At 66.3% G+C, this 25,390-nt stretch carries 20 protein-coding genes; 12 read left to right on the top strand and 8 right to left on the bottom strand.

The features are described 5' to 3' along the window. Positions 1-47: 47 nt before the first annotated feature. The gene (gene aceE / locus ACSE4D_RS18375) at positions 48-2,810 is read right to left on the bottom strand and encodes a pyruvate dehydrogenase (acetyl-transferring), homodimeric type (RefSeq protein WP_135538441.1); all 2,763 of its coding nucleotides are present in this window, start codon (positions 2,808-2,810) and stop codon (positions 48-50) included. A 262-nt stretch (positions 2,811-3,072) separates the two neighbouring features. Here aceE and ACSE4D_RS18370 point away from each other — a divergent pair, with 262 nt between their 5' ends. From ACSE4D_RS18370 to ACSE4D_RS18360, 3 genes are all read left to right on the top strand, one after another. Then, positions 3,073-3,516 carry a DUF3052 domain-containing protein gene (locus ACSE4D_RS18370; RefSeq protein WP_135538439.1) on the top strand — a complete coding sequence of 148 codons (444 nt, stop codon included), beginning with the start codon at positions 3,073-3,075 and terminating at the stop codon, positions 3,514-3,516. Beyond that, entirely contained in the window at positions 3,513-3,980 is a 468-nt protein-coding gene (locus tag ACSE4D_RS18365; RefSeq protein WP_135538437.1) for a redoxin domain-containing protein, read from the top strand. The genes ACSE4D_RS18370 and ACSE4D_RS18365 overlap by 4 nt, the downstream gene beginning before the upstream one ends. A gap of 61 nt (positions 3,981-4,041) precedes the next feature. Then, on the top strand, positions 4,042-4,446 hold the full coding sequence (locus tag ACSE4D_RS18360) for an HIT family protein (RefSeq protein ID WP_135538435.1): 405 nt from the start codon (positions 4,042-4,044) through the stop codon (positions 4,444-4,446). Positions 4,447-4,473: 27 nt separating this feature from the next. On the opposite strand, the gene ACSE4D_RS18355 is transcribed toward ACSE4D_RS18360, so the two are convergent. Together ACSE4D_RS18355 and ACSE4D_RS18350 are read right to left on the bottom strand one after the other, a co-directional pair. Further along, on the bottom strand, positions 4,474-5,235 hold the full coding sequence (locus ACSE4D_RS18355; protein WP_425120047.1) for a MerR family transcriptional regulator: 762 nt from the start codon (positions 5,233-5,235) through the stop codon (positions 4,474-4,476). Between the two features lie 114 nt (positions 5,236-5,349). Continuing rightward, positions 5,350-6,531, bottom strand: coding sequence for a trans-sulfuration enzyme family protein (locus tag ACSE4D_RS18350; protein WP_135542404.1), 1,182 nt, complete (start codon positions 6,529-6,531; stop codon positions 5,350-5,352). 109 nt (positions 6,532-6,640) lie between these two features. Here ACSE4D_RS18350 and ACSE4D_RS18345 point away from each other — a divergent pair, with 109 nt between their 5' ends. Beyond that, a complete protein-coding gene (locus tag ACSE4D_RS18345; protein WP_135542403.1) occupies positions 6,641-7,117 on the top strand; it encodes an Lrp/AsnC family transcriptional regulator in 477 nt (158 codons plus the stop codon). A gap of 41 nt (positions 7,118-7,158) precedes the next feature. On the opposite strand, the gene ACSE4D_RS18340 is transcribed toward ACSE4D_RS18345, so the two are convergent. After that, the gene (locus ACSE4D_RS18340) at positions 7,159-7,749 is read right to left on the bottom strand and encodes a DUF2249 domain-containing protein (RefSeq protein ID WP_135542401.1); all 591 of its coding nucleotides are present in this window, start codon (positions 7,747-7,749) and stop codon (positions 7,159-7,161) included. A 48-nt stretch (positions 7,750-7,797) separates the two neighbouring features. Here ACSE4D_RS18340 and ACSE4D_RS18335 point away from each other — a divergent pair, with 48 nt between their 5' ends. Next, positions 7,798-8,463 (top strand): helix-turn-helix transcriptional regulator, encoded by a 666-nt coding sequence (locus ACSE4D_RS18335; RefSeq protein WP_436326371.1) that lies wholly within the window; start codon positions 7,798-7,800, stop codon positions 8,461-8,463. Positions 8,464-8,518: 55 nt separating this feature from the next. Then, on the top strand, positions 8,519-8,860 hold the full coding sequence (locus ACSE4D_RS18330; RefSeq protein ID WP_425120048.1) for a cupin domain-containing protein: 342 nt from the start codon (positions 8,519-8,521) through the stop codon (positions 8,858-8,860). 584 nt (positions 8,861-9,444) lie between these two features. Here ACSE4D_RS18330 and ACSE4D_RS18325 read toward each other — a convergent pair. Together ACSE4D_RS18325 and ACSE4D_RS18320 are read right to left on the bottom strand one after the other, a co-directional pair. Continuing rightward, entirely contained in the window at positions 9,445-10,710 is a 1,266-nt protein-coding gene (locus tag ACSE4D_RS18325; RefSeq protein ID WP_436326370.1) for an MFS transporter, read from the bottom strand. Then, positions 10,694-11,449: a hypothetical protein gene (locus ACSE4D_RS18320; protein WP_436326369.1), complete on the bottom strand. Its 756-nt coding sequence runs from the start codon at positions 11,447-11,449 to the stop codon at positions 10,694-10,696. The genes ACSE4D_RS18325 and ACSE4D_RS18320 overlap by 17 nt, the downstream gene beginning before the upstream one ends. A 128-nt stretch (positions 11,450-11,577) precedes the next feature. On the opposite strand from ACSE4D_RS18320, the gene ACSE4D_RS18315 reads away from it, so the two are divergent. The 6 genes from ACSE4D_RS18315 (at position 11,578) to ACSE4D_RS18290 (ending at position 19,120) form a co-directional block, all read left to right on the top strand. Next, positions 11,578-13,362, top strand: coding sequence for an ABC transporter ATP-binding protein (locus ACSE4D_RS18315; RefSeq protein ID WP_436326368.1), 1,785 nt, complete (start codon positions 11,578-11,580; stop codon positions 13,360-13,362). After that, positions 13,359-15,131: an ABC transporter ATP-binding protein gene (locus tag ACSE4D_RS18310; protein WP_436326367.1), complete on the top strand. Its 1,773-nt coding sequence runs from the start codon at positions 13,359-13,361 to the stop codon at positions 15,129-15,131. The genes ACSE4D_RS18315 and ACSE4D_RS18310 overlap by 4 nt, the downstream gene beginning before the upstream one ends. Beyond that, a complete protein-coding gene (locus ACSE4D_RS18305; protein ID WP_436326366.1) occupies positions 15,115-15,783 on the top strand; it encodes an MptD family putative ECF transporter S component in 669 nt (222 codons plus the stop codon). The genes ACSE4D_RS18310 and ACSE4D_RS18305 overlap by 17 nt, the downstream gene beginning before the upstream one ends. A 7-nt stretch (positions 15,784-15,790) precedes the next feature. After that, positions 15,791-16,483 carry an energy-coupling factor transporter transmembrane component T family protein gene (locus ACSE4D_RS18300; RefSeq protein ID WP_436326365.1) on the top strand — a complete coding sequence of 231 codons (693 nt, stop codon included), beginning with the start codon at positions 15,791-15,793 and terminating at the stop codon, positions 16,481-16,483. Positions 16,484-16,489: 6 nt separating this feature from the next. Continuing rightward, the gene (locus ACSE4D_RS18295; RefSeq protein WP_436326364.1) at positions 16,490-18,019 is read left to right on the top strand and encodes an ABC transporter ATP-binding protein; all 1,530 of its coding nucleotides are present in this window, start codon (positions 16,490-16,492) and stop codon (positions 18,017-18,019) included. 279 nt (positions 18,020-18,298) lie between these two features. Beyond that, the gene (locus tag ACSE4D_RS18290; RefSeq protein ID WP_436326363.1) at positions 18,299-19,120 is read left to right on the top strand and encodes a helix-turn-helix transcriptional regulator; all 822 of its coding nucleotides are present in this window, start codon (positions 18,299-18,301) and stop codon (positions 19,118-19,120) included. 39 nt (positions 19,121-19,159) lie between these two features. Here ACSE4D_RS18290 and mobF read toward each other — a convergent pair whose 3' ends face one another. Then, positions 19,160-22,618 carry a MobF family relaxase gene (gene mobF / locus ACSE4D_RS18285; protein ID WP_436327146.1) on the bottom strand — a complete coding sequence of 1,153 codons (3,459 nt, stop codon included), beginning with the start codon at positions 22,616-22,618 and terminating at the stop codon, positions 19,160-19,162. 234 nt (positions 22,619-22,852) lie between these two features. After that, a complete protein-coding gene (gene secA2, locus ACSE4D_RS18280) occupies positions 22,853-25,195 on the bottom strand; it encodes an accessory Sec system translocase SecA2 (RefSeq protein ID WP_436326362.1) in 2,343 nt (780 codons plus the stop codon). Between the last annotated feature and the right edge of the window lie 195 nt (positions 25,196-25,390).

Here is a 25,390-nt window from a genome sequence, read left to right as displayed (position 1 = left end):
GAGACTCCGGCCATATCGGGGCTCAACGCGTGAGCAATCTCAGGAGATCAGGCTCCTGCTCCCTCGGTCGATCCCGAGCTGCCCGCTCGGACATCGTCGAGCTGGTACTTCTTCGCCGCCTCGGCGGCCTTCTCAGCCGAGATCTTCCCGGTGTCGGCCAGGGAGATGAGCGCCTGGGTGACCACAGACGGACCGTCGACGAGGTAGTAGCGACGAGCCGCGGGACGGGTGTCCGAGATCGCGTAGCCGTCGGTGCCGAGCGAGGTGAAGTGGCTGGGCACGTACTGGCGGATCTGGTCGGGCACGGCTCGCATGTAATCCGAGGTCGCGATGACCGGGCCTTCGGTCTCAGCCATCTTCTCGCTGACATAGGGCACACGCGATTCGGCGTCGGGGTGCTTGAGCCGCTCGTTCTCGGCGTCGAGGCCGTCACGACGCAGCTCGGTCCACGAAGTCACCGACCACACATCGGCCGAGACTCCCCAGTCCTTCTCCAGCAGCTCCTGAGCCTCGAGGACCCACTGGACACCGACACCGGAGGCCATTAGCTGAACCTTCGGCCCACCGTTGTCGGCACCCTTCTTGAGCAGGTAGAGGCCCTTGAGCACGCCTTCGACGTCGAGGCCCTCCGGCTCGGCCGGCTGGACCATCGGCTCGTTGTACATGGTGATGTAGTAGAGCACGTCGGGGTCGCGTTCATCGGCGGGATCGTACATCCGGTGGATGCCGTCCTTGACGATATGGGCGATCTCGTAGCTGTAAGCCGGGTCGTAGGACACGACCGAGGGGTACGTCGAGGCGAGCAGATGCGAGTGGCCGTCGCCGTGCTGCAGGCCCTCGGCTACGAGTGTCGTGCGTCCTGCGGTGGCACCGAGGACGAATCCGCGGGCCATCTGGTCGCCGGCGGCCCAGAAGAAGTCGCCGGTGCGCTGGAAGCCGAACATCGAGTAGAAGATGTAGAACGGGATCATCGGCTCGCCGTGGGTGGCGTACGAGGTGCCCGCCGCAGTCAGTGCTGCGGTCGCGCCGGCCTCGTTGATGCCCACGTGCAGAAGCTGACCGTCAGTGGCTTCCTTGTACGCGAGGAACAGGTCCCGGTCGACAGAAATGTAGTTCTGACCGTGTGGGTTGTAGATCTTCGCCGTCGGGAAGAACGAGTCCATGCCGAAGGTGCGGGCCTCATCGGGGATGATCGGCACGATCCGGTGACCGAACTCCTTCTCCCGCATGAGGTCCTTGAGCACGCGCACGAAGCCCATCGTGGTCGCGATCTGCTGCTTGCCCGAACCGCGACGCCCGGCCTCGAAGGCCTTTTCGGAAGGCATCTTGAGGTCGATGTGGGTGCTGCGACGTTCGGGGGAGTATCCGCCGAGCTCGGCACGACGCTCCTGCATGTACTTGAGTTCGGGGGCGTCGACACCCGGGTGGTAGTACGGCGGGAGCTGCGGATTCTCTTCGAGCTCCTTATCCGAGATCGGGATCTGGAAGTGATCGCGAGCGAGTTTGAGGTCGTCGACGGTCATCTTCTTCATCTGGTGCGTTGCGTTGCGGGCCTCGAAGTGAGGTCCGAGCGAGTAGCCCTTGACGGTCTTGACGAGGATCGCCGTCGGCTGACCGGTGTGTTCGAGGGCTGCCTTGTAAGCGGCGTAGACCTTGCGATAGTCGTGGCCTCCGCGCTTGAGGTTCCAGATCTGCTCGTCGCTGTAATTCTCGACCATCGCCTTCGTGCGCGGATCACGGCCGAAGAAGTTGTCGCGGACGAACCCGCCGGACTCGCCTTTGTAGGTCTGGTAGTCACCGTCGGGCGTGACATTCATGAGGTTGACGAGCGCACCGTCGCGGTCCTTGGCCAACAGGGCGTCCCACTCGCGTCCCCAGACGACCTTGATGACGTTCCAGCCGGCACCGCGGAAGTAGGATTCGAGCTCCTGCATGATCTTGCCGTTGCCGCGGACGGGGCCGTCGAGCCGCTGCAGGTTGCAGTTGATGACGAAGTTGAGGTTGTCGAGCTCTTCGAAAGCGGCAACATGGAGCATGCCGCGGCTCTCGGGCTCGTCGAGTTCGCCGTCGCCGAGGAACGCCCAGGTCTGCTGCTGGGACGTGTCCTTGACGCCGCGGTTGTGCAGGTACTTGTCGAACTGAGCCTGCGCGATCGCGTTCATCGGCCCCAGACCCATGGACACCGTGGGGTGCTCCCAGAAGTCAGGCAGCTGGTGCGGGTGCGGGTAGGAGGGCAGCCCCTGCGGCTTGCCGTCGATGAAGTGCGACTGCTGCTGACGGAACCCGTCGAGCTGTTCGGCGCTCATCCGCCCCTCGAGATAGGCACGAGCGTACATACCGGGGGAGGCATGACCCTGATAGAAGATGTGGTCACCGCCGCCGGGATGGTCCTTGCCGCGGAAGAAGTGATTGAGCCCGACCTCGTAGAGAGTCGCGGACGAGGCGTAGGTGGAGATGTGTCCGCCGACCTCTACGCCGGGACGCTGGGCCCGGTGCACGAGCATGGCGGCATTCCAGCGGTTCCAACGGCGGTAGCGGCGCTCGACCTCTTCGTCGCCGGGGAACCATGGCTCGTTCTCGGGTCCGATGGTGTTGACGTAGTCGGTGGCCGTGAGGCTGGGGACACCGATCTGTTTCTGCCGTGAGCGCTCGAGCATGCGCAGCATGATGTAGCGTGCTCGTGTTCGACCGGTCTCATCGATGAGGCCATCGAGGGAGGCCAGCCATTCCTCGGTCTCCTCCGGGTCGATGTCGGGCACCTGGCTGGGCAGGCCGTTGAGAATGGGGCCGCCCTGATTCCGATTGTCCACGATGTGGTCCTCTCTTCAGCTCCACGATCTTCATTGGTGTAGAGATCATGTCCATCAGATGGAGTGTGGTCCGCAGGATGTCTGAGCCCAGGGTCCACCCGATACACAGGTCAGCCTAGTACGGGCAGGCAAACTTCGCTGTGCCGTTCACTTGTGATTTCCCTGACGGAAATGCGTGCTTAGATGCCCTTTGACTGCGCTTGCGGCGCGCGGGCGCGGACATCATTTGCACCTTGACCACTGTTGACGGAACAATACAGGCATGAGCAACTCCGCTTCTGAAAGGACATCCTCCACTTCGACCCTCGCGAACGAGCTGGGACACAACCTCGGCTTCAGCAAGGGCGACTATGTGCAAGAGATCGGCTATGACGACGATGTCGACCAGGCACTCTGCGAGGCGATCGAAAGCATCATCGGAGACAAGATCGCCGACGGCGAAGAGGACGATGTCTATGACGTGATCCTCATGTGGTGGCGATCGGACGACGATGATCTCATCGACGGCCTCGTCGACGCCCAGGCCACGTTGAAGGAGGGCGGAGTCGTGTGGCTGCTCAGCCCGAAGGCGAACCGCCCCGGCCACATCAGCCCAGCCGACATCTCCGAGGCGGCTCCGACCGCCGGGATGCACGTGACGTCGACGGTCAGTGCCGCCGATGATTGGGCCGGTTTCCGACTCGTAGGCAAAAAGAACTTCTCATGATCCTCAGGCCCGGTGACCGGGCCCCGGATCTCGCCCTTCCCGATCAGTTCGGATCGGTCTTCACCCTCACCGAGGCGGCCCGACCTCGCGTGGTCGTGCTCGTTTTCGTCCCGTTTGCGTTCTCACCGATCTGCGGTGACGAACTCGCCGCACTCGATGTGTGGCAGAAGCGGATGCGCGAGCGCGGGCGGGCTGTCGAGGTGGTCGTGGTGTCCGTGGACTCGAAGTACACCCTGGCCGCCTGGGCCCGGCACGCCGACACCGATATCGTGCTGCTGTCGGACTTCTGGCCGCACGGTGAGTCGGCCCGTGCCTTCGGCGTCTTCGACCCGATCCACGGCGTCGCCGAGCGCGGGGTCTTCGTGATCGCCCCGACAGGTACGATCGTCAGTGGCAGGCAGGTCGCTCGCACCGAGACCCGCGACTTCGGCGCGGATTTCGCTGCGGCCGTCTCCTGCCTGTGAAATTCGAGCCACATTCCGCGGGCGGGTCCACGCTCCGCGGGGACTGCAAGGAGGACTCCACATGGCCACGCTGTTCACGAAGATCATCAATGGCGAGATTCCCGGCACCTTCGTCCATGAGGACGAGAAGTGCGTCGCCTTCCTCGACGTTGCTCCGATGACAGAAGGTCATCTCATGGTGGTCCCGCGTGAGGAGATCTCGCACTGGATCGATGCTGACCAGGAGCTGATGAACCATCTCATGACCGTGGCGAAGAGGCTCGGTGAAGCGCAGAAGAGGGCCCTCGACTGCGAGCGCATCGGTCTGCTCATCGTCGGTTATGAAGTGCCCCACCTGCACATCCACGTGCTGCCGACGAACTCGATGGACGACTTCGACATCTCCGATCGAGCTCCGATGCAGACCCCGGAGCAGTTGGAGGTGCCTGCAGAGAAGATCCGTCAGGCACTCTCCGAACTGCCCTGAACCAGATGAGGTCCGTCGCGGGCCGTCTCAGATCCGATGGGCCTCGAGCCAGCGGTCGAGTGAGTCCCTGACCAACTCGGCGCCTGCGGTCCCGCCGTAGTTCGCACCGAGTCGTGGGTCGTCGACGTACATTCGGCCGAGGCCGCGCACGTAGCCGGCGAGATCCCCTGCGGGATCATGGGCCGGGGTGCCCGGAATCGCCTTCAGCCATTCGATATGACGGCGGGCGAGTTCCTGGCAGCGGTCCGATTCGGGCCGCGCCCCCGCCTCTGCGGCGGCGATCCAATCCTGGGAGAGCACGGCGACCCGCGATTTCCACACCTGTTTGTCCGTGTGACTCTTCCGGGACCACCATTCATCGGAGCGTCGGTACGCGTCGGCGCCCCAACGCTCGGTCACCTCTTCTTCGTATTGCCGATGGTCGAAGCCATCGAACATCTCTTCCGCCATGAGCGGTTCACCTGCTTTCAAATGCGTGATCGTCGCGGTGACGGATGCGATCTGCCGGTCGATGCGATCCCGCTCGCGTCCGAGCGAGAGCACATGGCGTGTCAGCGCCTCGACCGGGTCCTCGGTGCGGTCGAGCACCTCGGCGATCGTCGTCAACGACAGCCCCAGTTCTTTGAGCAGCAGGATGCGTTGGAGGCGCACCAGAGCCGCTTCGTCGTAGCAGCGGTAGCCGTTGGCGGCGATGTACGTCGGCGGCAGCAGACCGATCGCGTCGTAATGACGCAGAGTCCTGCTCGTCGTTCCCGTCAGCCGTGCTGTTTCCTGAATGGACCAGTCCATGCCTGACAGCCTAGAAGTTGACGCGACGTCAAGGTCAAGCCAGAACTGAGACGACTGTGCCCGCCCCGGGATCGTCCGGGGCGGGCACGAGGGGCGCCGGTGCTCCGGTGGGCCTCAGGCGGCACTCCGGATCGCATCGAGTGCGGTGAACAGGTCGCGTGCGAGGTCATCGACATGTTCGAGCCCGACCGACAGCCGTACCAGTCCGTCGCCGGGCTTCGCGGTGGCCGCGACGGGGCGGTGCGTCAGTGAGGCCGGGTGCTGGATGAGTGTGTCGGCACCGCCGAGTGAGACGGCATGGACGATGAGGTCGCAGTGTTCGACCAGGGTTCGGGCGGCCTCGAAGCCCCCAGCGAGTTCGAGTGCGATCATCGCGCCGCCGCCGTCCATCTGCCGGCCGACGAGTCCGCGCGGGTCGCCCCCGGATAGGCCGGGATAGTGGACGCGGGCGATTTCCGGACGCGACTGCAGGCGGCGGGCGAGCTCTCCGGCCGTGTCCTGGGCCGCATGCATCCGCACCGACAGCGTGCGCAGTCCGCGATGGAGGAGATAGGCACCCATCGGATGCAGCAGGGCGCCGGTGATCGCGCGGACCTGGCGCAGCCGGGTGGCCCATTCGGAGTTCGCGGCGATGATTCCGCCCATCGCATCACCGTGGCCGCCGAGGTACTTCGTGGCGCTGTGGAGCACGAGGGCGGCACCGTGGTCGACGGGCCTCTGCAGCACCGGGGTGCAGAAGGTGTTGTCGACGAGGACGGGTACCCCACCGGCTGCTGTCACGACGGCCCCGATGTCGACGAGGTCGAGGCTCGGGTTGGCCGGGGTCTCGACGATGACGAGCCCGGTGTCCTCACGGATGGCCTCGGCGATTCCGTCTTCCTCGGCCCAGGTCACCGATGTTCCGAGCAGGCCGGATTCGAGGATGTGGTCGCTGCCGCCGTAGAGCGGGCGGACGGCCACGATGTGAGGGGTGCCGGCCTGGACCGCGGCGAGGAGGGCCGCGGTGAGTGCGGCCATGCCTGTGGCGAAGGCAACGGCCTCCTCGGTGTTCTCCAGGTCTGCCAGTGCTGTTTCGAAGCGTGCCACGCCGGGCTGCCACAGCCGCTGGTACACGGCCGAGTCGCCGGCGCCCGGCCGGTGCCCTGACGCGAGGTTCTCATATGAGTCCCCTCCGGTCCGGACGTCATTGACCGGGTTGGTGGTGGACAGGTCGATGGCAGGAACATGGACGCCGGCCTCCGCCAGACCCTCCATTCCGCCATGGACCATTCGGGTCTCCGGATGCATTGAGGTCATACTCGCATTCAATATGGTTCTCCTATTGCGCGCAAGGAATTCTCAAGAGACTTCGATGATCGGCGTCAGTGATGGAAATCCTGCGAGAATCTCTGGAAGAATGTGACTCATGTCGCAGAATGTCTCACTCGATGTCACCGACCACCGCCTCCTGCGGGCGCTCAACGCCGATGCGCGCGCCTCGGGCGCCGCCTTGGCCGCGGAAGTCGGCATCTCCGAGTCGACGGTGTCTCTGCGACTCAAGCGCCTCAAGTCCCTCGGCGTGATCCGCGGCTTCCGGCTCGATGTCGATCCCGGTGCCCTCGGTGTCAGCCTGCACGCTCTCGTCTCGATCCGACTGGCCAAGCACGACCGGGCCGATATCGACGCCTTCACGGCCGCAGCGCTGAAGTTCCCCGGGGTGGTGCGGATGTACCACATGGCTGGGGCGGATGACTATCTGCTGCACATCGTCGCCGCCGACACCGAGGCGGTGCAGTCGTTCGTCCTCGACTACCTCACCCGGTATCCAGCGGTAGCGCATACGCGCACGAACCTCATCTATCGGGTCGAGGAGGGCTCGGCGTGGATGCCTGAGGACATCTGAGTCGCGTCATGTCGGCATCGGCGATGCCCACGAGGGGAGGCTCAGGGCCGGGCGGAGATCGTCAGGCCCTGCTTGCGCTGGTGGACGGAGAAGTACTTGAGCCCGTTCTCGGCGTCGGCGGTGAACCGGCGACGTGAGAGGCGCGGCAGCCATACGATCTGGCCAGGTGACAGGTCGATCGTGCCGGTTTCGGTCTCGAGCGTTCCGGCGCCGTCGAGAATATGGATGAGGACGTCGAGGTTCGGTCCGGTGTGCTCGCGGATCTCTCCGCCCGGGGCGAGGGCGATGACATTCGCGTCGAGATCACGCTGCTGAGTCGGCAGCTGCCAGACCGAACCGGACTCTGCCTCGGTGCCGGCCACCTCGGCGACGTCGAGGACGACCCGCGGAGTCGGAGTCGCCGCCTGCTTGACGATGCGCACCCGCACGGCGTCCTCGCTGCTCTCCAGCGGCTCCCATCCGACGGCATCGGCGAACTCGCGGACCATCTCTACGCGCAGGCCCTCGGGGACGTGATCATTGACGAGGATCAGCCCAGCACCGACGTCGAGCTTCTCGTAGGCGTCGATGATGAGTGGGTGGCGTTCGGGCTTGGGGATGGTGCGAACGTCGATGACGGCTTCTTCGGACACGAAAGCTCCTCTGGTTTGTTCTGAATATCTCTTGGATAAACTATCATCATGGACACTCGACTGGGACCACGCGGCGATTCCCTCGGCCGGCCGGATTCGACGGCTGCGCGAGGGGGTCGGCGCGCCGAAATCCTTCGACAGCTGCGAGGACGATCCAGTGCCACAGCGGTCGAACTCGCCGAGAGTCTCGGAGTTCACCCGAACACGGTCCGCTTTCACCTCGGAGTCCTCGAACGCGACGGTGACGTCGTTCGTCACACGCGGCCCGCTCATGGGCCCGGACGGCCCGAGGTCCGATACTTCCTCACGCCGGCCACGGACTCCGGGCCGCACCGAGCCGATCTGCTCGCTCGTATCCTTCTTTTGCGCGTCGCGTCCGCGCCCGATCCCGCGGGCGAGGCCGAGGAGGCGGGGTATCAGTGGGGGAGCGGTGCAGCCGCAGGCGCGGGCAGTCGGGCGAACTCCGCCGTCGACGGACTCATCGACACGCTGGATGCGGCCGGGTTCGCGCCGGCCCGCCTCGACGGGAATCAGATCGACCTCCACAACTGTCCGCTGCGCGAGTTCCTCGGCATGCACGGGAGCCTGGTGTGTGCGATCCACCGCGGAATGATGACCGGCTTCCTCGAAGCCGCACAGTCATCGAATGCCGTCGAATCGCTCGAGCCCTTCGCCACCCCGACCAGCTGCCGCGCCCGTCTGCGCAGACGCTGATCTGGACCCCTGGACCACGAACACCACTCACCAATGTGAAAGGAACCGCACCACCATGACCGAGAAGCTCACGTCCGAGAATCTTGCCGAACTCAGCCGCGAACTGCTCAGCAGAGCTCGCCGCGCCGGCAGCGGTCGAGCAGCCAAAGGAATATTCACCGGCACCTATCTGCGGCAGGTGCTGCTCGCCCTCGCTGCCGGCTCCGAACTCGCCGAGCACGATTCCCCGCCTGAGGCGACATTGCAGGTTCTCGAGGGTTCTGTGCGTCTGACGACGACGGACGAGTCATGGGAGTTGTCGACCGGAGATCACATCGCCATCCCAGCCGAGAGGCACGCGGTCACCGCACTCGAGGACGCCGCCTTCATTCTCACCATCAGAATGGACATCAGCTGAACTGAGACTGTGACTCAAGGATTCCGATCGTGAGCTGCTCCAGTGGCTGTCGACGAGTCCTCAGCCCGCAGACGGGCGCGACACTGTCGATTCCTCCAGGGGGTGCGAAATTCGGCTTGGTCTATGCCGGTTATTGTCTCGGTGCCAATCCGAAGCCCCGTAGGATGAACATGAGACGTTGAGGGCTCGGGGGGCGCCGGGGGAGTGGATCGACGTGCGCCGATGGTGTCTGGGTAAGTGTTTGTGCTGGTGGAAGCAATGGAGCGTTGCGGGAACAGGCGACCTCGGGTCGAGAGGCTGGTTTCCGCGTGGAATCAGGGCACCCGTGGGGATGCCGACCCGGAGGACGGGGCCGACGACCCGTTGATCGGCGCATCGACGGAACCAAAGAAACGACCTCGAACACGCCTCACGGACGAGGAAGTGGACGCTATGCGAACAGCCCGCGCGCAAGGGCTCAGCGTGACCGCCGTGGCTCGTCAGTTCGGGGTGCACCGGGGCACGGTGTGGGCGAAGACGCGCTGACAACGGCCGCGCAGATCGACGCAGGGATTCGTGCAGGTCAGCCCCGTGGTATTCGAGTATCAGTCCGTGCGAGCTGGAACGCCCTCTTCTTGACGCTTGGGATGGTCGGGCAGTTTCCGGAACCTGCTTTGGAGGAGCACGAATCCGAGCACGACGGCCATGATCACTGCACCAACGATGACGGGCAGCAGCGGCCACACCGCGTACAGGGCGGTGCTGGCGGTGGGGGCGATCACGAAGGTGAGGCCGTTGGTCGCGCCGATCAGTCCGGCGAGTCCGCCTTGTTCTTCGCGGTTCATCAGCAGGGTGGGGCCGGCGGTGTAGCCAGGCACTGCGAGGCCGATTCCCAGGCCGATGAGGGCGATGGCGATGATCAGGAGTGGGATGCCGGCATCGAACAGCAGGGCGAGAAAGCCGAGCGTGCCGGTCAGGGTGCCTGTCCGCAGCAACGTCGCGGGTCGCCACCTGGAGCGGGGCACGATCACGGCCTGCGCGAACACCATCCCAATGCCAGCTGCCAGAAGCGCGGCCCCGGTCACGAGACCGGTGGTGTTGGCGTCGAGCGCGAAGCGATCCTGGACTAGGAACCCGGTCACGACCTGGATGAATCCCAAGGCGGTGAACATGCCGAAACCTGCCAGTAGGAACGGCCAGACCCTGGTGTCGAAGGGGCTGATCCGTGGCGGGTGGGGAATGAGCTCGGTTCTTGTTTCTCGGCGCAGCGCAACGGTGACGATGAGGAGTCCGAGGAGCAGGAGCACTGGAACGGCGCCGATCGAGACTATGAGGCCGATCCCGGCGAGCAGCCCACCGACCACGGCACCGGCGACCATCGCGACTCCTTGTACGGCGCCGACTCCTGCCATGCCGCGTACCCGTTCTTCCTCGGTGTCGGTGACGTCGGCGATGTAGGCCTGCGCGGTGGGTGCCATCGCTGCGAGTGCGGTTCCGAAGAGCAGGCCGCGGGTGAGCACGAACAGGACGAAGATCGCGGTTCCGGTCAGGATGCCCTGCATCCCCAGGGCGGACAGGAACGCAAACAGGATCATCGCGACGGTGGCGGTGAGCATCGCGGCGGCGAGGACGGGCTTGCGGCCCCAGGACTGAGAACGGCGCCCCCAGGACTGGCTGGTGAGGACGACCATGATGGCCGCGACGCTAATCATGAGCCCGACCTGCCATTCCGCCAGCCCCACCTCGCGGGAGAGCGGAGCGATCACGGGGTTGAGCGTCATCTGCCCGAGGTAGGCGAGGAAGACGGTAGCCAGCACGAGCCCGACTTGGGATTTGTGCCCGCGCGTACCGGGTTTACTGGTGGTCGTCATGTCGCGAGGCTCCTTCCTCGCTTGTGGTGAGAGCGGTGACACGCGCGGCGATGCCGTCGAGTGCTCGTTCGACGGCGTACTGGTAAAGGCTGTCGGGGCCGATGCCGTTGGTGAGCGCTCGGGCGAAAGTCGCCGCGCCGAGCTGAGCGGTCGAGTCGCGGAGCTCGGTGAGACTGGCGCGGATCGATTTGTTGAGCTGGGGGTCGATGTCGCGTTCGTCGACGGCGGTGATCAGGTGGACGGCGGTGTTGAGCAGGGTGATGTGCGCGGCGGATGCCTCTTCGTCGAGTCCGGCCTCGAGGAGCTTGCCGACGCCGACGTCGATGATGGCTACGGCGCCGGGGACAGTGGTTGCGGCCATCCCCAACCAGCGGGCAACGCCGGGGTAGTGACTGAGGGTCTGATGCAGTGAGGTCAGCAGTTCGGCATACCAAGGCCGCCAGGTGAGGTCGGGAGGCGGCAGATTCACCTGCCGCAGAACCGCATCTACGACGGTGCGTTCGACGTCCTGACGCGGTCCGATCCGATGCACGATGGCGGTCGGCCAGCATCCCACCTCGGCGGCGAGGTCTCGTGTCGACCAGCCGGAAAGCCCATGCGCTGCTGTGAGTTGCACTCCGGCCGTCACGATTTCCTCGACGGTCAGCGGGGCATCGTCCGCCGCGGTTCGCGGGCCACGTGGTCTCGGAGCGGCGTCTTTGGCGCTCAGTCGGGCCTCTGTTGCTGCGTCTTCTCTCATTCTCGCCTCGTCCCTCCAGAGTCCTCTCCAGCGTAGGGGAATAATTTGTTCGTTGCACAACAGACCGTGGTAAGGCTAACCTTGCTGGTGTATTTGTGCAATGAACAAGAGCGAGGAGGGGGACTGTGATGTCAGACGACCCGGGCTGCACGCAGGTCACGGCCGGAGCGAACCCTGTACCCCCGACCGAGGAGAATCAGAGCCTCGGCGGGTTGCTCGCTCCGGTGCGCGGCCGTTTGGTCGCCGCCGGGATCGCGCAGGCGCTGGGCGCGGTGGCTTCGCTGCTGCCGTACTTGGCGATCTACCGGATCGCGACCGAGCTGCTGCGAGACGGACCCGTCGAAGCGAGCACGGTGTGGGTGTGGGCGCTCCTGGCGGTGGTCGGCGTCGTGGTGCGCACGGCCGTCACCGGGTTCGCGTATACGGTCACGCATGCTGCGGATATCTCGGTGACTCGGGTGCTGCGGGCCGAGCTCGTGGGGCGGCTGTGGCGGGTGCCGTTGGGGTGGTTCGGTGAGCGTTCGTCGGGGCTGGTGAAACGTCGGCTGCAAGACGATGTGCATGACGTGCACCATCTGGTGGCGCACGCCGTGAACGATCTGGTGGCCGCCGTGGTCGCGCCCTTGGCGGGCTTCGTCTTGCTGTTCGTGGTCAACTGGCGGCTGGGGCTGGTCTGCCTGGTTCCGGTGCTGCTGTACTTGGTCGGCCTGAGCGTGATGATGCGGGGGAACTCGGACAACGCGGCCCGGTGGGATGAGGCGCTGAACAAGGTCAACTCGCGGATCGTCGAGTACGTCCAGGGCATCGCGGTCGTCAAGACGTTCGGTCAGGCGCGGAGCACGCAGGACCGCTACCGCGCTGTGGGCGATGATCTGGCGTCGTTCTTCGAACGGTGGATGGGGCCTCTGCTGCGCGTGAACGCGCTGGCGAGCACCGTGCTGTCTCCTCCGACGGTGATCGCGTTCGTCCTCGCGATCGGTGTCTGGTTCGTCCAGCTGGGCTGGGCCGGGCCGGGCGAGGTGCTGCTTGCGCTGATGCTCGGGGTGGGCCTGGGGGCGCCAGTGTTGAACATGGGGATTGGGGCGCAGGCGATGCGCCTCGCGACCGCTGCGGCCGCTCGCCTGGGCGCGCTGCTGCGCACGCCGGTGCTACCGCTGCCGTCCGAGCCTCGCACTCCCGATGGCGCCGGAGTGCTCTACGAGCGGGTGCGGTTCTCCTACGACGGCCGGTTCGAGGTGCTCGCCGGGATCGATCTGGAATTGCGGACGGGAACGGTGACCGCGCTCGTCGGCCCGTCCGGGTCGGGCAAGTCGACCCTGGCGCGGCTGCTGCCGCGGTTCTGGGATGTCACCGACGGTGCGATCCGCATCGGCGGCGTGGACCTGCGCAACATGAGCCCGAAAGACATCTACCGGCGGATCGCGTTCGTGTTCCAGGACAATGTGCTGCTGCGGATGAGCGTGCGCGACAACCTCCGCCTGGCGGCTCCCGACGCCGACGACGCGACCGTGGAGTCGGCGGCGCGAGCGGCGCAGATCCACGAGGTGATCATGGCGATGCCGCACGGGTACGACACGATCATCGGCGAGCAGGTCAATCCGTCGGGCGGCGAGGCACAGCGCTTGTGCATCGCGCGAGCGCTCCTCGCCGATGCTCCGATCGTGGTCCTGGACGAGGCCACCGCCTACGCCGACCCCGAATCAGAAGCCGCGGTCCAGGACGCACTCTCGGAACTGGTCGAGGGCCGAACGGTGCTCGTGATCGCCCACCGGCTGCGCACCATCACGGGTGCGGACCAGATCGTCGTGCTCGACGCTGGACGAATCGTCGAGACCGGCAGACACGAAGACCTCCTCGCACAGGGCGGGCTCTACGCCGACCTGTGGAACGCCCAGCAGGGAGTCGCCTCATGATCAGAAAGCTCATGCCGATTCTCTCGCCCGGCGATCGGGCGCGGATGCGTGTGTTCCTGGCCCTGTGCGTCGCCTGCGGCGTGCTCCAGGGCGTCGTGCTCATCCTCGCTGTTCCCGCGTTGCGGCACCTGCTTGCGGGGGAAACGGATGCGAGCTGGCCGTGGATGCTCGCGGTCATCGGCGCCGCGCTTGTTGCGGGCGTCGCCTTTTCTCTGCAGAGCGTGCTGGGGTCGCGGATCGGTCTGTCGCTGATGCGCGGGCTGCACCGGCGGATCATCGATCACCTCGGCGTGCTGCCGGTGGGCTGGTTCTCCGAGGACCGGACGGGGCGGCTCTCGCAGTCGGTATCGCAGGGCACGACCGCGGTGTGGACGGCTGCGTCGACGCTGATCCAGCCGTTGGTGACGGCCGTCGCCACCCCGGTGACGATCGCCGTCGGGCTGTTCGTCATCGACTGGCTGGTCGGTGTGCTGATGCTTGCGGGTGGCCTCGTCCTCTACCTGGCGTATCGGTGGGCGGCATCGCTGGCAGAGCGCTCGGCAGCACAGACCGATGCCGTGGCGGTCGAGGCGGCGGGGCGGGTCGTGGAGTTCGTTCGTGCTCAGCCGGTGCTTCGTGCGTTCAGCGCCGGCCAGGACGGAAACGGGATGCTCGACCGGGCACATCTCGATCAGCAGGACGCTTCGCGCAGCTCGCTGCGAACGGCTCTGCCCGGACTGATCGGCTTCGCCACTGCCGTGCAGGTCTTCTTCGCCGCCGTGATCGTCGTCGTCGTGTGGCAGACGCTGAGCGGATCGGTGGACGCGGCCGCAGCCGCGGTCGTGCTGTTCGCCGCCGCGAGGTTCACCGGGCCGCTGATCGACGCCGCCGACCTCGGCTCCGCGCTGCGGCTGGCCGGGCACGACCTCGACCGTATCAACGACCTCCTCGACGACGAAGGACAGCCCGAAGGCACCGAGGTGATCGAGCGGCCCGGCGAACTCGCCTTCCAGCACGTCGATTTCGGGTACCCCACGGGCAGGCGAGTGCTGCACGACATCTCCTTCGAGGCGCATCCGGGCACGACGACCGCGCTGGTGGGGCCGTCCGGGTCGGGCAAGACGACGATCCTCGGCATCGCCGCCCGATTCTTCGACCCCGACATGGGAACCGTCCTCGTCGGTGGCGTCGACGCGCGCGAGCTGCCGATCGAGACCGTGCTCTCCCAGGTGTCCACCGTCCAGCAGAACGTCTATCTGCTCGACGACACCCTCGAGGCCAACATCCGCTTCGGCAACCCCGACGCCACCGACGACGAACTCCAGAACGCGATCCGCCTCGCCCGCGTCGACGAGATCCTCGACCGCCTGCCGCACGGCCTGGACACCCGAGTCGGCGAAGCGGGCGCGGCCCTGTCCGGCGGGGAACGCCAGCGCGTCTCGATCGCACGCGCCTTCCTGAAGGACTCCCCGATAGTGCTGCTCGATGAGATCACCGCCTCCCTCGACCCCGAGAACGCCAATGCGGTCCGCGCGGGCGTCGACGCGCTCGCCCAAGGCCGGACCACGCTCATCGTCGCCCACGATCTGACCACCATCGCCGGAGCCGACCAGATCCTCGTCCTCGGAGACGACGGCACGATCACCCAGCGCGGCACCCACGCAGAGCTGATCGCGACTCCCGGCAAGTACGCCGACTTCTGGCACGAGCGGCAACACGCCCAGGGCTGGCGAATCACCACCCCCGCTCCATCCCATCCTGAAAGGAACCACGATGCCTCCAACACCTGAGCCGAAGAACGCCCCGACACCAGAGCAACGAGAAGCACCTGCTCCGGCGAACGCGCGTCCGGTCACGACGCGCCTGGGCGTGCGAGACGTGGTGACAGTCGCGATCTGCGCCGTGATTGCCATGGTCATCTACACCGTCGTCGGCATGCTCCTGACCCCGATCTACGGCCCCGCCTACCCGCTGGTCGGCCCGATCTGCGTGCTGTTCACCGCACCCCTGTGGGTCCTCGCCACCTACCGTGCCCCCAAACACGGCTCGGCACTGCTGTTCTTCCTCATCATCGCGCTCATCAACGCACTGCCCGGCTACTGGTACATGCTCCCGTACCTCCTCATCGGCGGCCTCGTCTGCGAAGCGATCCTCTGGAAGAAGGGCTCCTACCAGAACAACACGCTTAACAGCCTCGCCTTCGTCGTCTTCGCCGTCATGAACTCGATCGGCACATTCCTCCCGATCTGGCTCTTCGGTCCCAGCTACTACGAGCAGCTCGGCCAGGGCGAGATGGGCGACCTCTTCACCGGATACGCCTTCTCCCCGCTCGGAGTCGCCATCGGCGTGATCACGGGCGCGATTCTCGCTCTCGTGGGGCACTGGCTCGGCCGCAAGATGCTCACCAAGCACTTCGTCAAGGCCGGAATCGTCACTCGCTGACCGACGCGTGGGACATCTCCGCCTCGACCCGCGCACCAAGCTCCTGGTGGTGTGCACGGGCAGCATCGTCGTGCTGCTCGTGCACAGCTGGGGCCTGCTTGCGCTGCTGGCAGGGGCGGCGATCTACCTGACCCTGCTCGGCATGCCACGCCACGCGATCGGCGGTGTCACGATCTTCGCGGTCCTGATGCTGGCGCAGTACGGGCTTTCCCTCGTCGCGGCCGGACCGATGCTGATGTTCGGGTTCATGCTGTTCTTCATCGCCCAGATCACACCGGTCGCGATGCTCGGACAGGCCCTCGTCTCGACACCTCCGGGAGAGCTTGTCGCCGCATTGCATCGGCTCCGCGCGCCAAGACCACTCGTACTTGCCTGCGCAGTTGCCCTGCGCTTCTTCCCGACCGTCAGCGAGGAGCTGCGGACGATCCGCGACGGCATGCGGCTCCGCGGCCTCTCCCCACTGCCATGGAGAGCCGTCACGCGGCCCATGATGACGATCGAGGCACTCTATGTGCCGCTCATGATGCGCAGCATGAAAGTCGCAGACGACCTCGCGGTGTCCGCGGCCTCCCGCGGCGCTGATAACCCCGGCCCGCGCACATCCCTGCGGGAACTGCGGTTCACCGTCGCGGATGCGACGACGACAATCTGCGCCCTGGCCGCTCTCACAGCGGCAATCTGCGTCCGACCGGGGTGGTGATCAGCGATGATCGATCTCTCAGACGTCCGCTTCCGCTACACCGACGAGCAGGAGCAACTGCGGGGCGCCTCCCTGCACGTTGCACAAGGTGAACTCGTCGTGCTCACCGGCCCCAGCGGATGCGGCAAGACTACCCTCACCCGGGTCGTCAACGGACTCGTTCCCGGCTTCTACGGCGGCGAACTCGAGGGCGAGGTGCGAATCGACGGCCAGGACACCGCCACGCTCGAGTCATGGCAATACGGCACGCTCGTCGGCAGCGTCTTCCAGGACCCGAAGACGCAGTTCTTCGCGCCGATCGTGCGCGACGAGATCGCGTTCGGCTGCGAGAACTACGGCATCGCCTCGACTGACATCCGGGCAAGAGTCGATGAACTGTCGCACGCGCTGCAGATCCGGCCGCTCCTGGACCGCGAGCTCTTCACCCTGTCCAGCGGCGAGAAACAGAAAGTCGCCGTCGCCGCAGCCGCAGGCACGAGACCGGCGATCTACGTGATAGACGAGCCATCAGCGAACCTCGACATGCGCGCCGCACAAGACCTCGCCCACGTGCTCGGCAAGCTCAAACAGGCCGGAAACACGATCCTGATCGCCGAGCACCGCCTCCACTGGCTCATGGAGATCGCCGACCGAATCGTCTACATGAACGACGGCCAGATCGTTGAAACGTTCACCCCGGCACAACTCCAGATACTGCCGAGTACTCGACTCCGCGAACTTGGGATCCGCGAACCCTCATTGCCGACTGTGCGAACGGTATCGCCACCGTCTCGAAGCCTCACTCCAGACGCCACCGCAGTCATACAGGTCGATGATCTGAACATCCGGCATCGGAGACGAGGCGATCCCTTACTGACTGGCTTGTCTTTCGCAGTGTCGCCTGGTGAGGTCGTGGCACTCACGGGTGCCAACGGTACCGGCAAGACGACCCTCGCACGCACACTCTGCGGGCTGCATCGGCTCAGCAGCGGGAGCATCCGATTCGACGGCGCCGTCGTACGAACGTCACGGCGACGCGAGCGCGCGTGGTTCGTCATGCAGGACGCCGACAACCAGCTCTTCGCCGACAGCGTCATCGATGAGATGACCCACGGTCGCCGGAAAACCACCGAGACAGACCTCGCGAGTGCCGAACAGATCCTCGCTAAGCTCGGCCTCTGGCAGTACCGGGATCGTCACCCCGGATCGCTCTCCGGCGGGCAGAAACAACGGCTCACGATCGCAGTCGCGCTCATGCAGGACCGACCCCTGCTGATCCTCGACGAACCCACTTCCGGACTCGACGGACGAAACCTCGCCCGGGTCGCGGACCTGATCAAACAGCAGGCCTCACGCGGCAAAGCCCTGCTTCTGATCACCCACGACCACGAACTCGCGCTGAGGGCCTGTACCCGCATGATCGTCCTGAGCAACGGTGAGCAGCGAGCTGACTTTCCTATCAACTCAGAGAGCGTGAATCTCGCAGTCGCCCATCTGATGAGAGGTGACGATAGCCACGGGCATTTATCGGAACGGAAACAGGTTCCTCGGAAGTGAAGGCAGTGGGCGCGCACTTCCTCTCTTTCGCTACGAGACGAGCCAATGATTCCCAACACCTGGCACTTGTGTACCCCCAAGTGAATGTCCTACCTATCTCCGATCAATTGCGGGGCGGCAAACCTGTATCGACGTATTCGCGTCGCGACAGCAATGCTCGGAGGGGTGAGTGATGGGTGGTGAGTAGTGTCTGCTCCACTTTTCCAACCGCCCCTGTTCGCTCGTACGCGGGCCATCCACCGTCCTATCGGCCCGGCGGCTTATGACGTTGTGAGGGTCATGGTCGTGCGTGACAGCACGGCGATCGTGTTCTCCGAGTTCGGGCAGCAGCCCGTGAGCTTCGGGGATGCGGTCCTGCTGGGGCCGAGCGTGCTGTGCGGGATCGAACCTGAAGGGCTGCTGACCTTCACGACGATCTCCATCGACACCGACCTGGCGCTCGATCAGTTCTATTGGCAATACTCCGCGATCCTGCACGACCGGCTCGACGCACGAGGCTTCGCCGAGAAGGTCTACTCCGAGCCCGCGCAGATCCTGCACCTGGGCCGTGATCGGGCTGGGCTGGTGATGCCGTGGGTCGATGAGATGGTCGCGCTCTCAGGTGACGGCCAGTTCCATGATCGCTTTCCCCGCCTCCTCTCGCTGTGGTTCGCCGTCGTGGACGTGATCGCGCCGTTCGTTCGCATCTCGCCGGTGCGGTTGACCAGGCTGCAGCGCGCTCGCTCGCGTCCGTTCTCCTCTCGTGACCGGGCGCTCGGCCCGCTGCGCCGCGAGGCCATGCTTGTCCGCGACGCCCTGCACCGTCAGATCGCCTACCCGTGGACGCTGACAGAGTTGGCCGGCCTGGTGCAGCTCTCCCCGAAGCAGCTCGCCCGCGTGTTCACCACCGCGTTCGGCAAGACCCCGACCGCGTACCTGGTGATGCTGCGCGTACAGGAGATGGCGAGACTTCTGCGGGAGACGAACATCACCGTCACCGCGGCCGGTCGGCGCGTCGGTTGGCGCAGCCGATCACGCGCAGTCGAAGCCTTCGTCGCGCACACCGGCGTGACCCCGAGCCGGTACCGCAACATGCGGCCGTTCATAACCGACGTGCCCTGAGCCCGAGAGCGGTGTGTCGAGGAGGGTGCCTATCACCGTCTACAAGCCTCGTGCCGGGCCCTCGCGGTGCGGCCCGCCGCGGTGGGGGTCGTGCGCGAACGGGTCGGGCAGCCGCTGTGCCCGCTTTGCTGCCTGCTGCCGTATGTGCTCTTGTTCGGCGCGCTTGACCTCGATGCGTTTGGCGGCGTCGGTGATCGGGAGGCTGCGGAGTTCGTCGGCTTCGGCGCGGGTCAGGGCGGCACGGGCTCTCGCGTTGCGCGCCATGCGGTGGGGGTTGGTGGTGCGCATGCCGAGCTGGTCGCGGCGGGCTCGCTCTGGCCCGTACTCGCTGATCAGCAGCGCCAGGCGCTCCCGCTCATGGCGCTCCCGCATCGCCTCACGGTCGGCGGTCGCGGCTTCGACGGTCTGCACTGCCTGGGCCACGCGGTGGTCGGTCTCGGCGCGTCGCGCGGCGACCCTGCTTGCCCATTCAGGGAGCCGATCAGCATAAGTCGGGGTGTTACCCCACTCGCTGCTGACCTGCCCGCGCAACGCCTGAGTACTTTCGGTAGCGGTGCGCCGCTCGGCACGGGCTTTGCGCCTGCCGAACCTCCCCACGGTGGCGAGTCGGGCACTCGCGGTCGCCTCATCCTCGACCGCGGCGAGGTAGGCGGCACCGTCGTGCGCGGCTTGGACGGTGAGCGGCTGCGTGACCTCGGCGCGTACCTGCTCGGCGGCTTCTTCGGCCTGACGGAGCAGGTTGGTGCTCTCGTCGTCCTCGGCGCGGTGGGTGGCGCGTTGAGCATCGAACCTGGCGGCGATCTGCGCCCACCGCTCCGCCGCACGTTCGGCACGCTCGGCCTCACGGTCGAGGCGGGCGAGTTCGTCGGTGACCAGGCGCACGGGGCCGTCTGCGGTGAGTCCGCGCACGGCTTCCTGTGCGGCGCGGGTGGCGTGGTCGAGGCCGCGGTCTGCTCGGTCGCGTTCCATCGCCTCGATGAACTGTGCCCTGGCGTCGGCCATGTCCTCAGCGACGACGTGGAGCCGGTTCATCTCGCGACCTCTCGTCATGCCGACATAGACGCCCGCCGCACTCGTCGCCTCCGACAGGATCGTGTGAGAGGTGTTGACGGTCGCGCCTTGGACGCCGTAGACGGTCGCGGCATAGGACAGGTGCGCATGCTCACCCACATACTCGCTCGGGAGTCTGACGGTGTGGGGGTTCTTGCGCCCGCCGCTGGCGGCTTCGCGAGCGTAGAGAGTGCCATTGCTCTCAACATGCTGGACGATCCACTGTTGCCGGTTTGCCACGCCCAGGATGGTGTCGTTCTTGCGGGTCTGGATCAGGTCACCTCGCCCGATGCTGAGGCCGTCGCTGCCGGTCGCCGTCACCGTGTCGTCGACCTCGCCGGACTCGACGCGTCCGGCACGGATGTGCTCGTTCAACGCCGCGGCCTCGTCATTGGTCGCCACCGTGATTGCCTCACCGTCGCGGGTGTTGTCGGTGATGTGCTCGCGGGCCTGCTCATCATCGGTATGAAGCGTCACGAGATTCATGGCGGCGAGTCGGTCGAACACCTGGCCTGGGTTCTCGCGGTCTCGCATCGCCAGCGTGAGGGCCGCGTAGTCGGGGGCGGTGAAGCGGTGGAGTTCGGTCATGTCGTAGGTGCGGCCCCTGATCTGGGCGGCCATGTCGAGCACCCCGCCCCTGCCGACGGCGGGCAGCTGGGCGCGGTCGCCGACCAGTGCGACTGTCGCGTTTGCCTCGGCGGTGATGGTGAGGAGGGCGTGGGCGGTGTCTTGGTCGAGCATCCCGGCCTCGTCCACGATCACCCGCTCACCCCGGCGCAACCGCGCATCCTTGGGTGGGCCGGTGAACGTGCGCCCGCTATCGGGGTCAATGTCGCCCCGATTCAGGCGTGTCCATACGCCGTCCTCGTTCCACCGCCACCCATGCGCGAACACGAGCGCCGCAACGCTGGTAGCGGGTACGTCGAGTTCTTCGTGTGCGACCTGTGCCGCCCGCAACGTCGGCGCAACCACCCGCGACGACCTACCCTGTTCCGCTGCGACCTGGATGGCGACGCCGAGCATCGTGGTCTTGCCTGCCCCGGCTGCGCCCTCCACGATCACCAGCGGATCAGTCGAGGCGACGGCAGCAGCAGCGACTACCTGCCCTGTATCGAGTCCTGCCGCGTGCGCGGCTTCGGTCACGTCCGCCGGTTTCGGCTCCCGTCGCGGGGTCGCGGCAGTGAGCCGGTCGCGCAGCGCGGTCTCGGCAGCGACCACGCCGACACTCGTCAGGTGGGCGACATGCTCCGGCGTCGCCGATCCAGGCGGCAGGACGGAGAAGCAATCCTCGGTCGCGAGGACGGTCGCAAGGTCGATGAACTCCCGCAACTGCGCCGGTGCCGCCTGCACGCCGGCCTCAGTCGTGATCCGGGTGACGTGCTCCTGCACGGTGTGTCGCGTCCACGCCGACGCACCGGCGGCGCACCGGTCCAGCGCCCGCGACGCGACCTGTTGCACGCTCAGGTCGTCCAGCGATGCTGGGGGTTGCGCAGTCTTTCGTTCGGAGCGTTCGGGGTCGTATCCGGCTTCGCGGAGTTCGGTTACCCATGCGGCTTCCTCGGCTGGCGTGGTGGGCATCTTCGCGGGCCGCTCATATGCCCACGCCCGGGCGCGGAGGCGGGAGGCGATCACCGGCCCGATCGTCTCGTCGGGGTGCGCGGCTTCCCATTCGGCTTCGAGGCGGTCGAGATTCTTGCGTACCTGCTCGCCCCGCTTCGACATGACCGCGTTGAACGGCTCCAACTCGGTGACCTCGCCGGTGGCGGGGTCGAGGGTCAGGCCGTGCCGATCGAGCACGTCGGCAAGGTCGGGGTGGGCGGCGATCACGGCGGTGCCGAGGGCGCGGATCGCGCCTTGCTGCTTGAACAGGGCGGCGCCATTCAAGCCCCGCCACTTGCCCGCCGCCCACACTCTCATGCCGATCTGCATATGAATATGCCGGTGCGGATCGCCCGCCCGCGACGTTCGGTGCGTGATGCCCACGACCTGCATGTGCTCGATGGGTACGACCTCCTGCGCCCCCAGCGCCCCCACCCGAGTCACCGAATGCTGGGCGAGCCACCGTCGAATCTCGGCCAGGGCGTCCTGCTGGGCGGCATCCAAGGCGTCGGAGACCTCCGGGTGCAGGGCGGCGGCGATGGACAGGCTCTTGGGGGTGTTGATGGCCATCTCCATGAACCGGGGCGAGGCTCGCCGATCTGACCCCGCCCGGCGGGGCTTGCCCATCGACTCGCCCGTGAGCGGGTTCACCCAGTCCACCCACCCCGCATACGCCGCAGGATCGAGACTCAGCTCAGCGGTCACCGCGCCCGAACTGTCGAGCGTCGCGAACTGTGCCACGGTCGCCTCTGCGCCGAGGTAGTAGTCGTCAGCGCGGGAGCGGTCGGACTCGACATAGCGCAGCGCGTCGGCCCCGGTGCCCCGGAACGGGATCACACCGCCTCGCATCTCGACCACCACCCTGCGTCTGCCTCGCTGAGCATCTAGCGTATCAGCAACTACGGCACTTAGATTACGTTCATTCACTGAGAAAGAGACGAGAAACGAGAGGGGCGCGGAGGCGTGGTGCTGCACGGGCGTGCTCGGGTAGCGGGCGCGGCGGGCTCTGGCGTCGCGTCAGAGAGCATGCGACGGAGGTCTTCGCGGGTTCGCTGGCGACGGCGCCAGGTTCCTGGGTCGGGGTCAGGTGTATGTGACGGACGGAGGTCTGCCGCCTCGGATGACGTTCCCGAGAAAGGCGATGACGCGGTCTGCTTCGGAGCCGAATGGGTTGTCGGTGACCATGTAGGTCCATGTCGAGGAGGGACGGCGTAGGCCGAGGTCATGCAGGGTCGTGGCGTCGTCGGGTGCGTTGTCGAGGACCCGGCCGACCGCTGCGACGGTCTCGGGGCCGAGGGTGCGGAAGCCGTCGTTGGCGATCCGGTTGAACTCGTCGAGGGGGTTCTGTCTGCCGAGCACTCGCAGGTGGATGCCCTCGCGGACGGCGGCGAGTCGGTTCAGGTGATCCGTCCAAGCGCGGTCGAGCTGGTACAGCACCACTTCGGTGGCCAAGCGGCGGCGCGTCGTCGTCCATGCCCGTGCTCGGGCGGGGTCGTCGGTGAAGACCTGGCGGAGGTAGTCATCGAGCGAGTCGGGTTCGGTGAGGATGCGTTCGCGGGTATCGAGCACGGCCTGACGGTGCTGGTCGGTCATGGTGTGATAACTGCGGGTGGTGCGATGCAGTTGCAGCAGCTTGCCCTCGGCGACGCGCTGGGCGTGCTCGTAGAGATGGATGAATTTCTTGTCGCGGATCACGCCGTCAGGGCCGACGGAACGCGGCTGGTCGCCGATGCGGAGCTGTTCGGATATCACGTCGTCGTCGAGGCTGGTGTAGAAAACCGCTCTGCCGGGGTCGCCCTGCCTGCCCGATCTGCCACGCAGTTGCCGGTCGAGTCGCGCCGAGTCATACCGGCCGAGGCCCAGCACGAGCAGGCCACCTGTCTCAGCCGCTCCTGGGCCGAGTCGGATGTCGACTCCCCGGCCCGCCATCTGTGTGGACACGGTGACCGCGCCACGTTCGCCGGCGCGGGCGATGATCTCAGCCTCGACGGCGTCGTTCTTCGCGTTGAGCAACTGCGCCTCGACGCCCCGTTCGGCAAGCACCTGGGCGAAGCGTTCGGAGTCGGCCACGCTGCCGGTACCGACAAGCACGGGCTGGCCTGCGTCGTGGGCTGCGCGCACAACCTCTGCTGCGGCGGTATCGCGCTGCTCCGCAGTGACGAATAGCCGGTCAGGGGTGTCTTCTCGGATGCGGGGGCGGTTGGTAGGGATCGCGCCGGTCTTCACACTGAGGTCTTCGGACAGGCGCTCGGCGGCTTCGAGCGCGGTACCGCTCATCCCGGTCAGGGTCCGGTAGCCGCGGGCGACCGTCTCCACCAGTATCTGGTCGAGAACCTCGGCCTGCCCGGTCACCTCCAGCCCTTCCTTGCGCTCGATGGCCGCATGCAGGCCGTCGGGCCAGCGCTGGCGGTCCGCGACACGTCCGCGGGCATCGTTGACCAGTTGCACCCGTCCATCGATGACGACGTAGTGCACGTCGCGCTCGACCAGTGCTCGTGCGTGCAGCGCAACGTGTGCCGCTGTCAGCAGCTCCACACGTTCTTCCGCGTACAGGTCGTCGATCCCGAGCGCTGATTCGACGCGGAAGACTCCGGCCTCGGTGTACGACGCGCTCCGCCGGTCGCCCTCGACCTGATAGTGCTCGTCCTTGGTTAGCTCCGCAATGATCTGCGTCAGGGACGCTCCCTCGGGTTGCGGGTCGGCATCGCCAGCGATCACCAGCGGCACCATCGCGTCGTCCAACAGCACGGCGTCGATCTCATCGACCACCGCAGCGTCCAAGCCCGGCACCAGCTTCCGTGCACCGGGGATGCGCTGGCGATCTCGCAGCAGATCGAAACCGACCTGGTGAACTGTCGCGTACGCGATGTCACTGCGATACGCCTCAGCACGCTCGACCTCGCCCATCCCATCGACGACCGCCGCACAGGTCAGCCCGAACGCGGCGAACAACGGGCGACCGGCGGCGGCGTCCCGGCCCGCCAAGTAGTCGTTTGCCGAGAGCACATGCACCCGGCGGCCGGTGGCGGCCAGACCGGCAGAAACGAGGAACCCCACCAACGTCTTGCCCTCGCCCGTGGCCATATCAACGACCCGGCCACGCAACATGCTCACCGCGGCAAGCACTTGCACCTCGAACGGCTCTAACCCGAGCCGCCGACGCGCCGCCTCGCTCGCGACGGCAAGAAAACCAGCGAGCTCGACGTCGTCATCCAGATCGAGACGGGTCGAGTCTGGGGCACGCTTCTGCCTCAGTTCGTCGTCGCCGAGGAGACGGAGCGATGCGCGCTGGGAAACGATGCGCTCGACCACCGGCGCGTACTTGTACAGATTCGTGGTGCCAGGGTCTTGACGGAAACGACCGACCCACCCCAGGGGGCGCTGCCACCACGCCCCCTCGCCGCGCAGCTCCTCGAACCCGACCATCACCTCACGCTACCTGACCACCCTGGACCGGCTCAGAGGTGAACTGTCCAGATGAGCGGGGAGCGTGCTGCTTCAGTCGCCGAGCCAAGCAACGAGGGCGCGCAACTCGCGATGCAATCTCCAACGTGCGCCTACGCCACAGATTAGACGACCGACTGGCAGGCGCACCACGCCCGCGCCGTCAGCCGCACAGCT

The organism is Brevibacterium sp. FAM 27836 (assembly GCF_051351055.1).
Classification (GTDB): domain Bacteria; phylum Actinomycetota; class Actinomycetes; order Actinomycetales; family Brevibacteriaceae; genus Brevibacterium.
Note: the sequence above shows the minus strand (reverse complement) of the source record. Positions and strands in the feature narration are given on the sequence as shown.

Coding starts and splice junctions, on each gene's coding strand:
- ACSE4D_RS18305 (WP_436326366.1), top strand. CDS start 15,115: ATGCCTCCAACACCTGAGCCGAAGAACGCCCCGACACCAGAGCAACGA.
- ACSE4D_RS18345 (WP_135542403.1), top strand. CDS start 6,641: ATGTCGCAGAATGTCTCACTCGATGTCACCGACCACCGCCTCCTGCGG.
- ACSE4D_RS18365 (WP_135538437.1), top strand. CDS start 3,513: ATGATCCTCAGGCCCGGTGACCGGGCCCCGGATCTCGCCCTTCCCGAT.
- mobF (WP_436327146.1), bottom strand. CDS start 22,618: ATGCGAGGCGGTGTGATCCCGTTCCGGGGCACCGGGGCCGACGCGCTG.
- ACSE4D_RS18350 (WP_135542404.1), bottom strand. CDS start 6,531: ATGACCTCAATGCATCCGGAGACCCGAATGGTCCATGGCGGAATGGAG.
- ACSE4D_RS18290 (WP_436326363.1), top strand. CDS start 18,299: ATGGTCGTGCGTGACAGCACGGCGATCGTGTTCTCCGAGTTCGGGCAG.
- ACSE4D_RS18360 (WP_135538435.1), top strand. CDS start 4,042: ATGGCCACGCTGTTCACGAAGATCATCAATGGCGAGATTCCCGGCACC.
- ACSE4D_RS18295 (WP_436326364.1), top strand. CDS start 16,490: ATGATCGATCTCTCAGACGTCCGCTTCCGCTACACCGACGAGCAGGAG.
- ACSE4D_RS18325 (WP_436326370.1), bottom strand. CDS start 10,710: ATGACGACCACCAGTAAACCCGGTACGCGCGGGCACAAATCCCAAGTC.
- ACSE4D_RS18370 (WP_135538439.1), top strand. CDS start 3,073: ATGAGCAACTCCGCTTCTGAAAGGACATCCTCCACTTCGACCCTCGCG.
- ACSE4D_RS18310 (WP_436326367.1), top strand. CDS start 13,359: ATGATCAGAAAGCTCATGCCGATTCTCTCGCCCGGCGATCGGGCGCGG.
- secA2 (WP_436326362.1), bottom strand. CDS start 25,195: ATGGTCGGGTTCGAGGAGCTGCGCGGCGAGGGGGCGTGGTGGCAGCGC.
- ACSE4D_RS18335 (WP_436326371.1), top strand. CDS start 7,798: ATGGACACTCGACTGGGACCACGCGGCGATTCCCTCGGCCGGCCGGAT.
- ACSE4D_RS18315 (WP_436326368.1), top strand. CDS start 11,578: ATGTCAGACGACCCGGGCTGCACGCAGGTCACGGCCGGAGCGAACCCT.
- ACSE4D_RS18330 (WP_425120048.1), top strand. CDS start 8,519: ATGACCGAGAAGCTCACGTCCGAGAATCTTGCCGAACTCAGCCGCGAA.
- ACSE4D_RS18320 (WP_436326369.1), bottom strand. CDS start 11,449: ATGAGAGAAGACGCAGCAACAGAGGCCCGACTGAGCGCCAAAGACGCC.
- ACSE4D_RS18355 (WP_425120047.1), bottom strand. CDS start 5,235: ATGGACTGGTCCATTCAGGAAACAGCACGGCTGACGGGAACGACGAGC.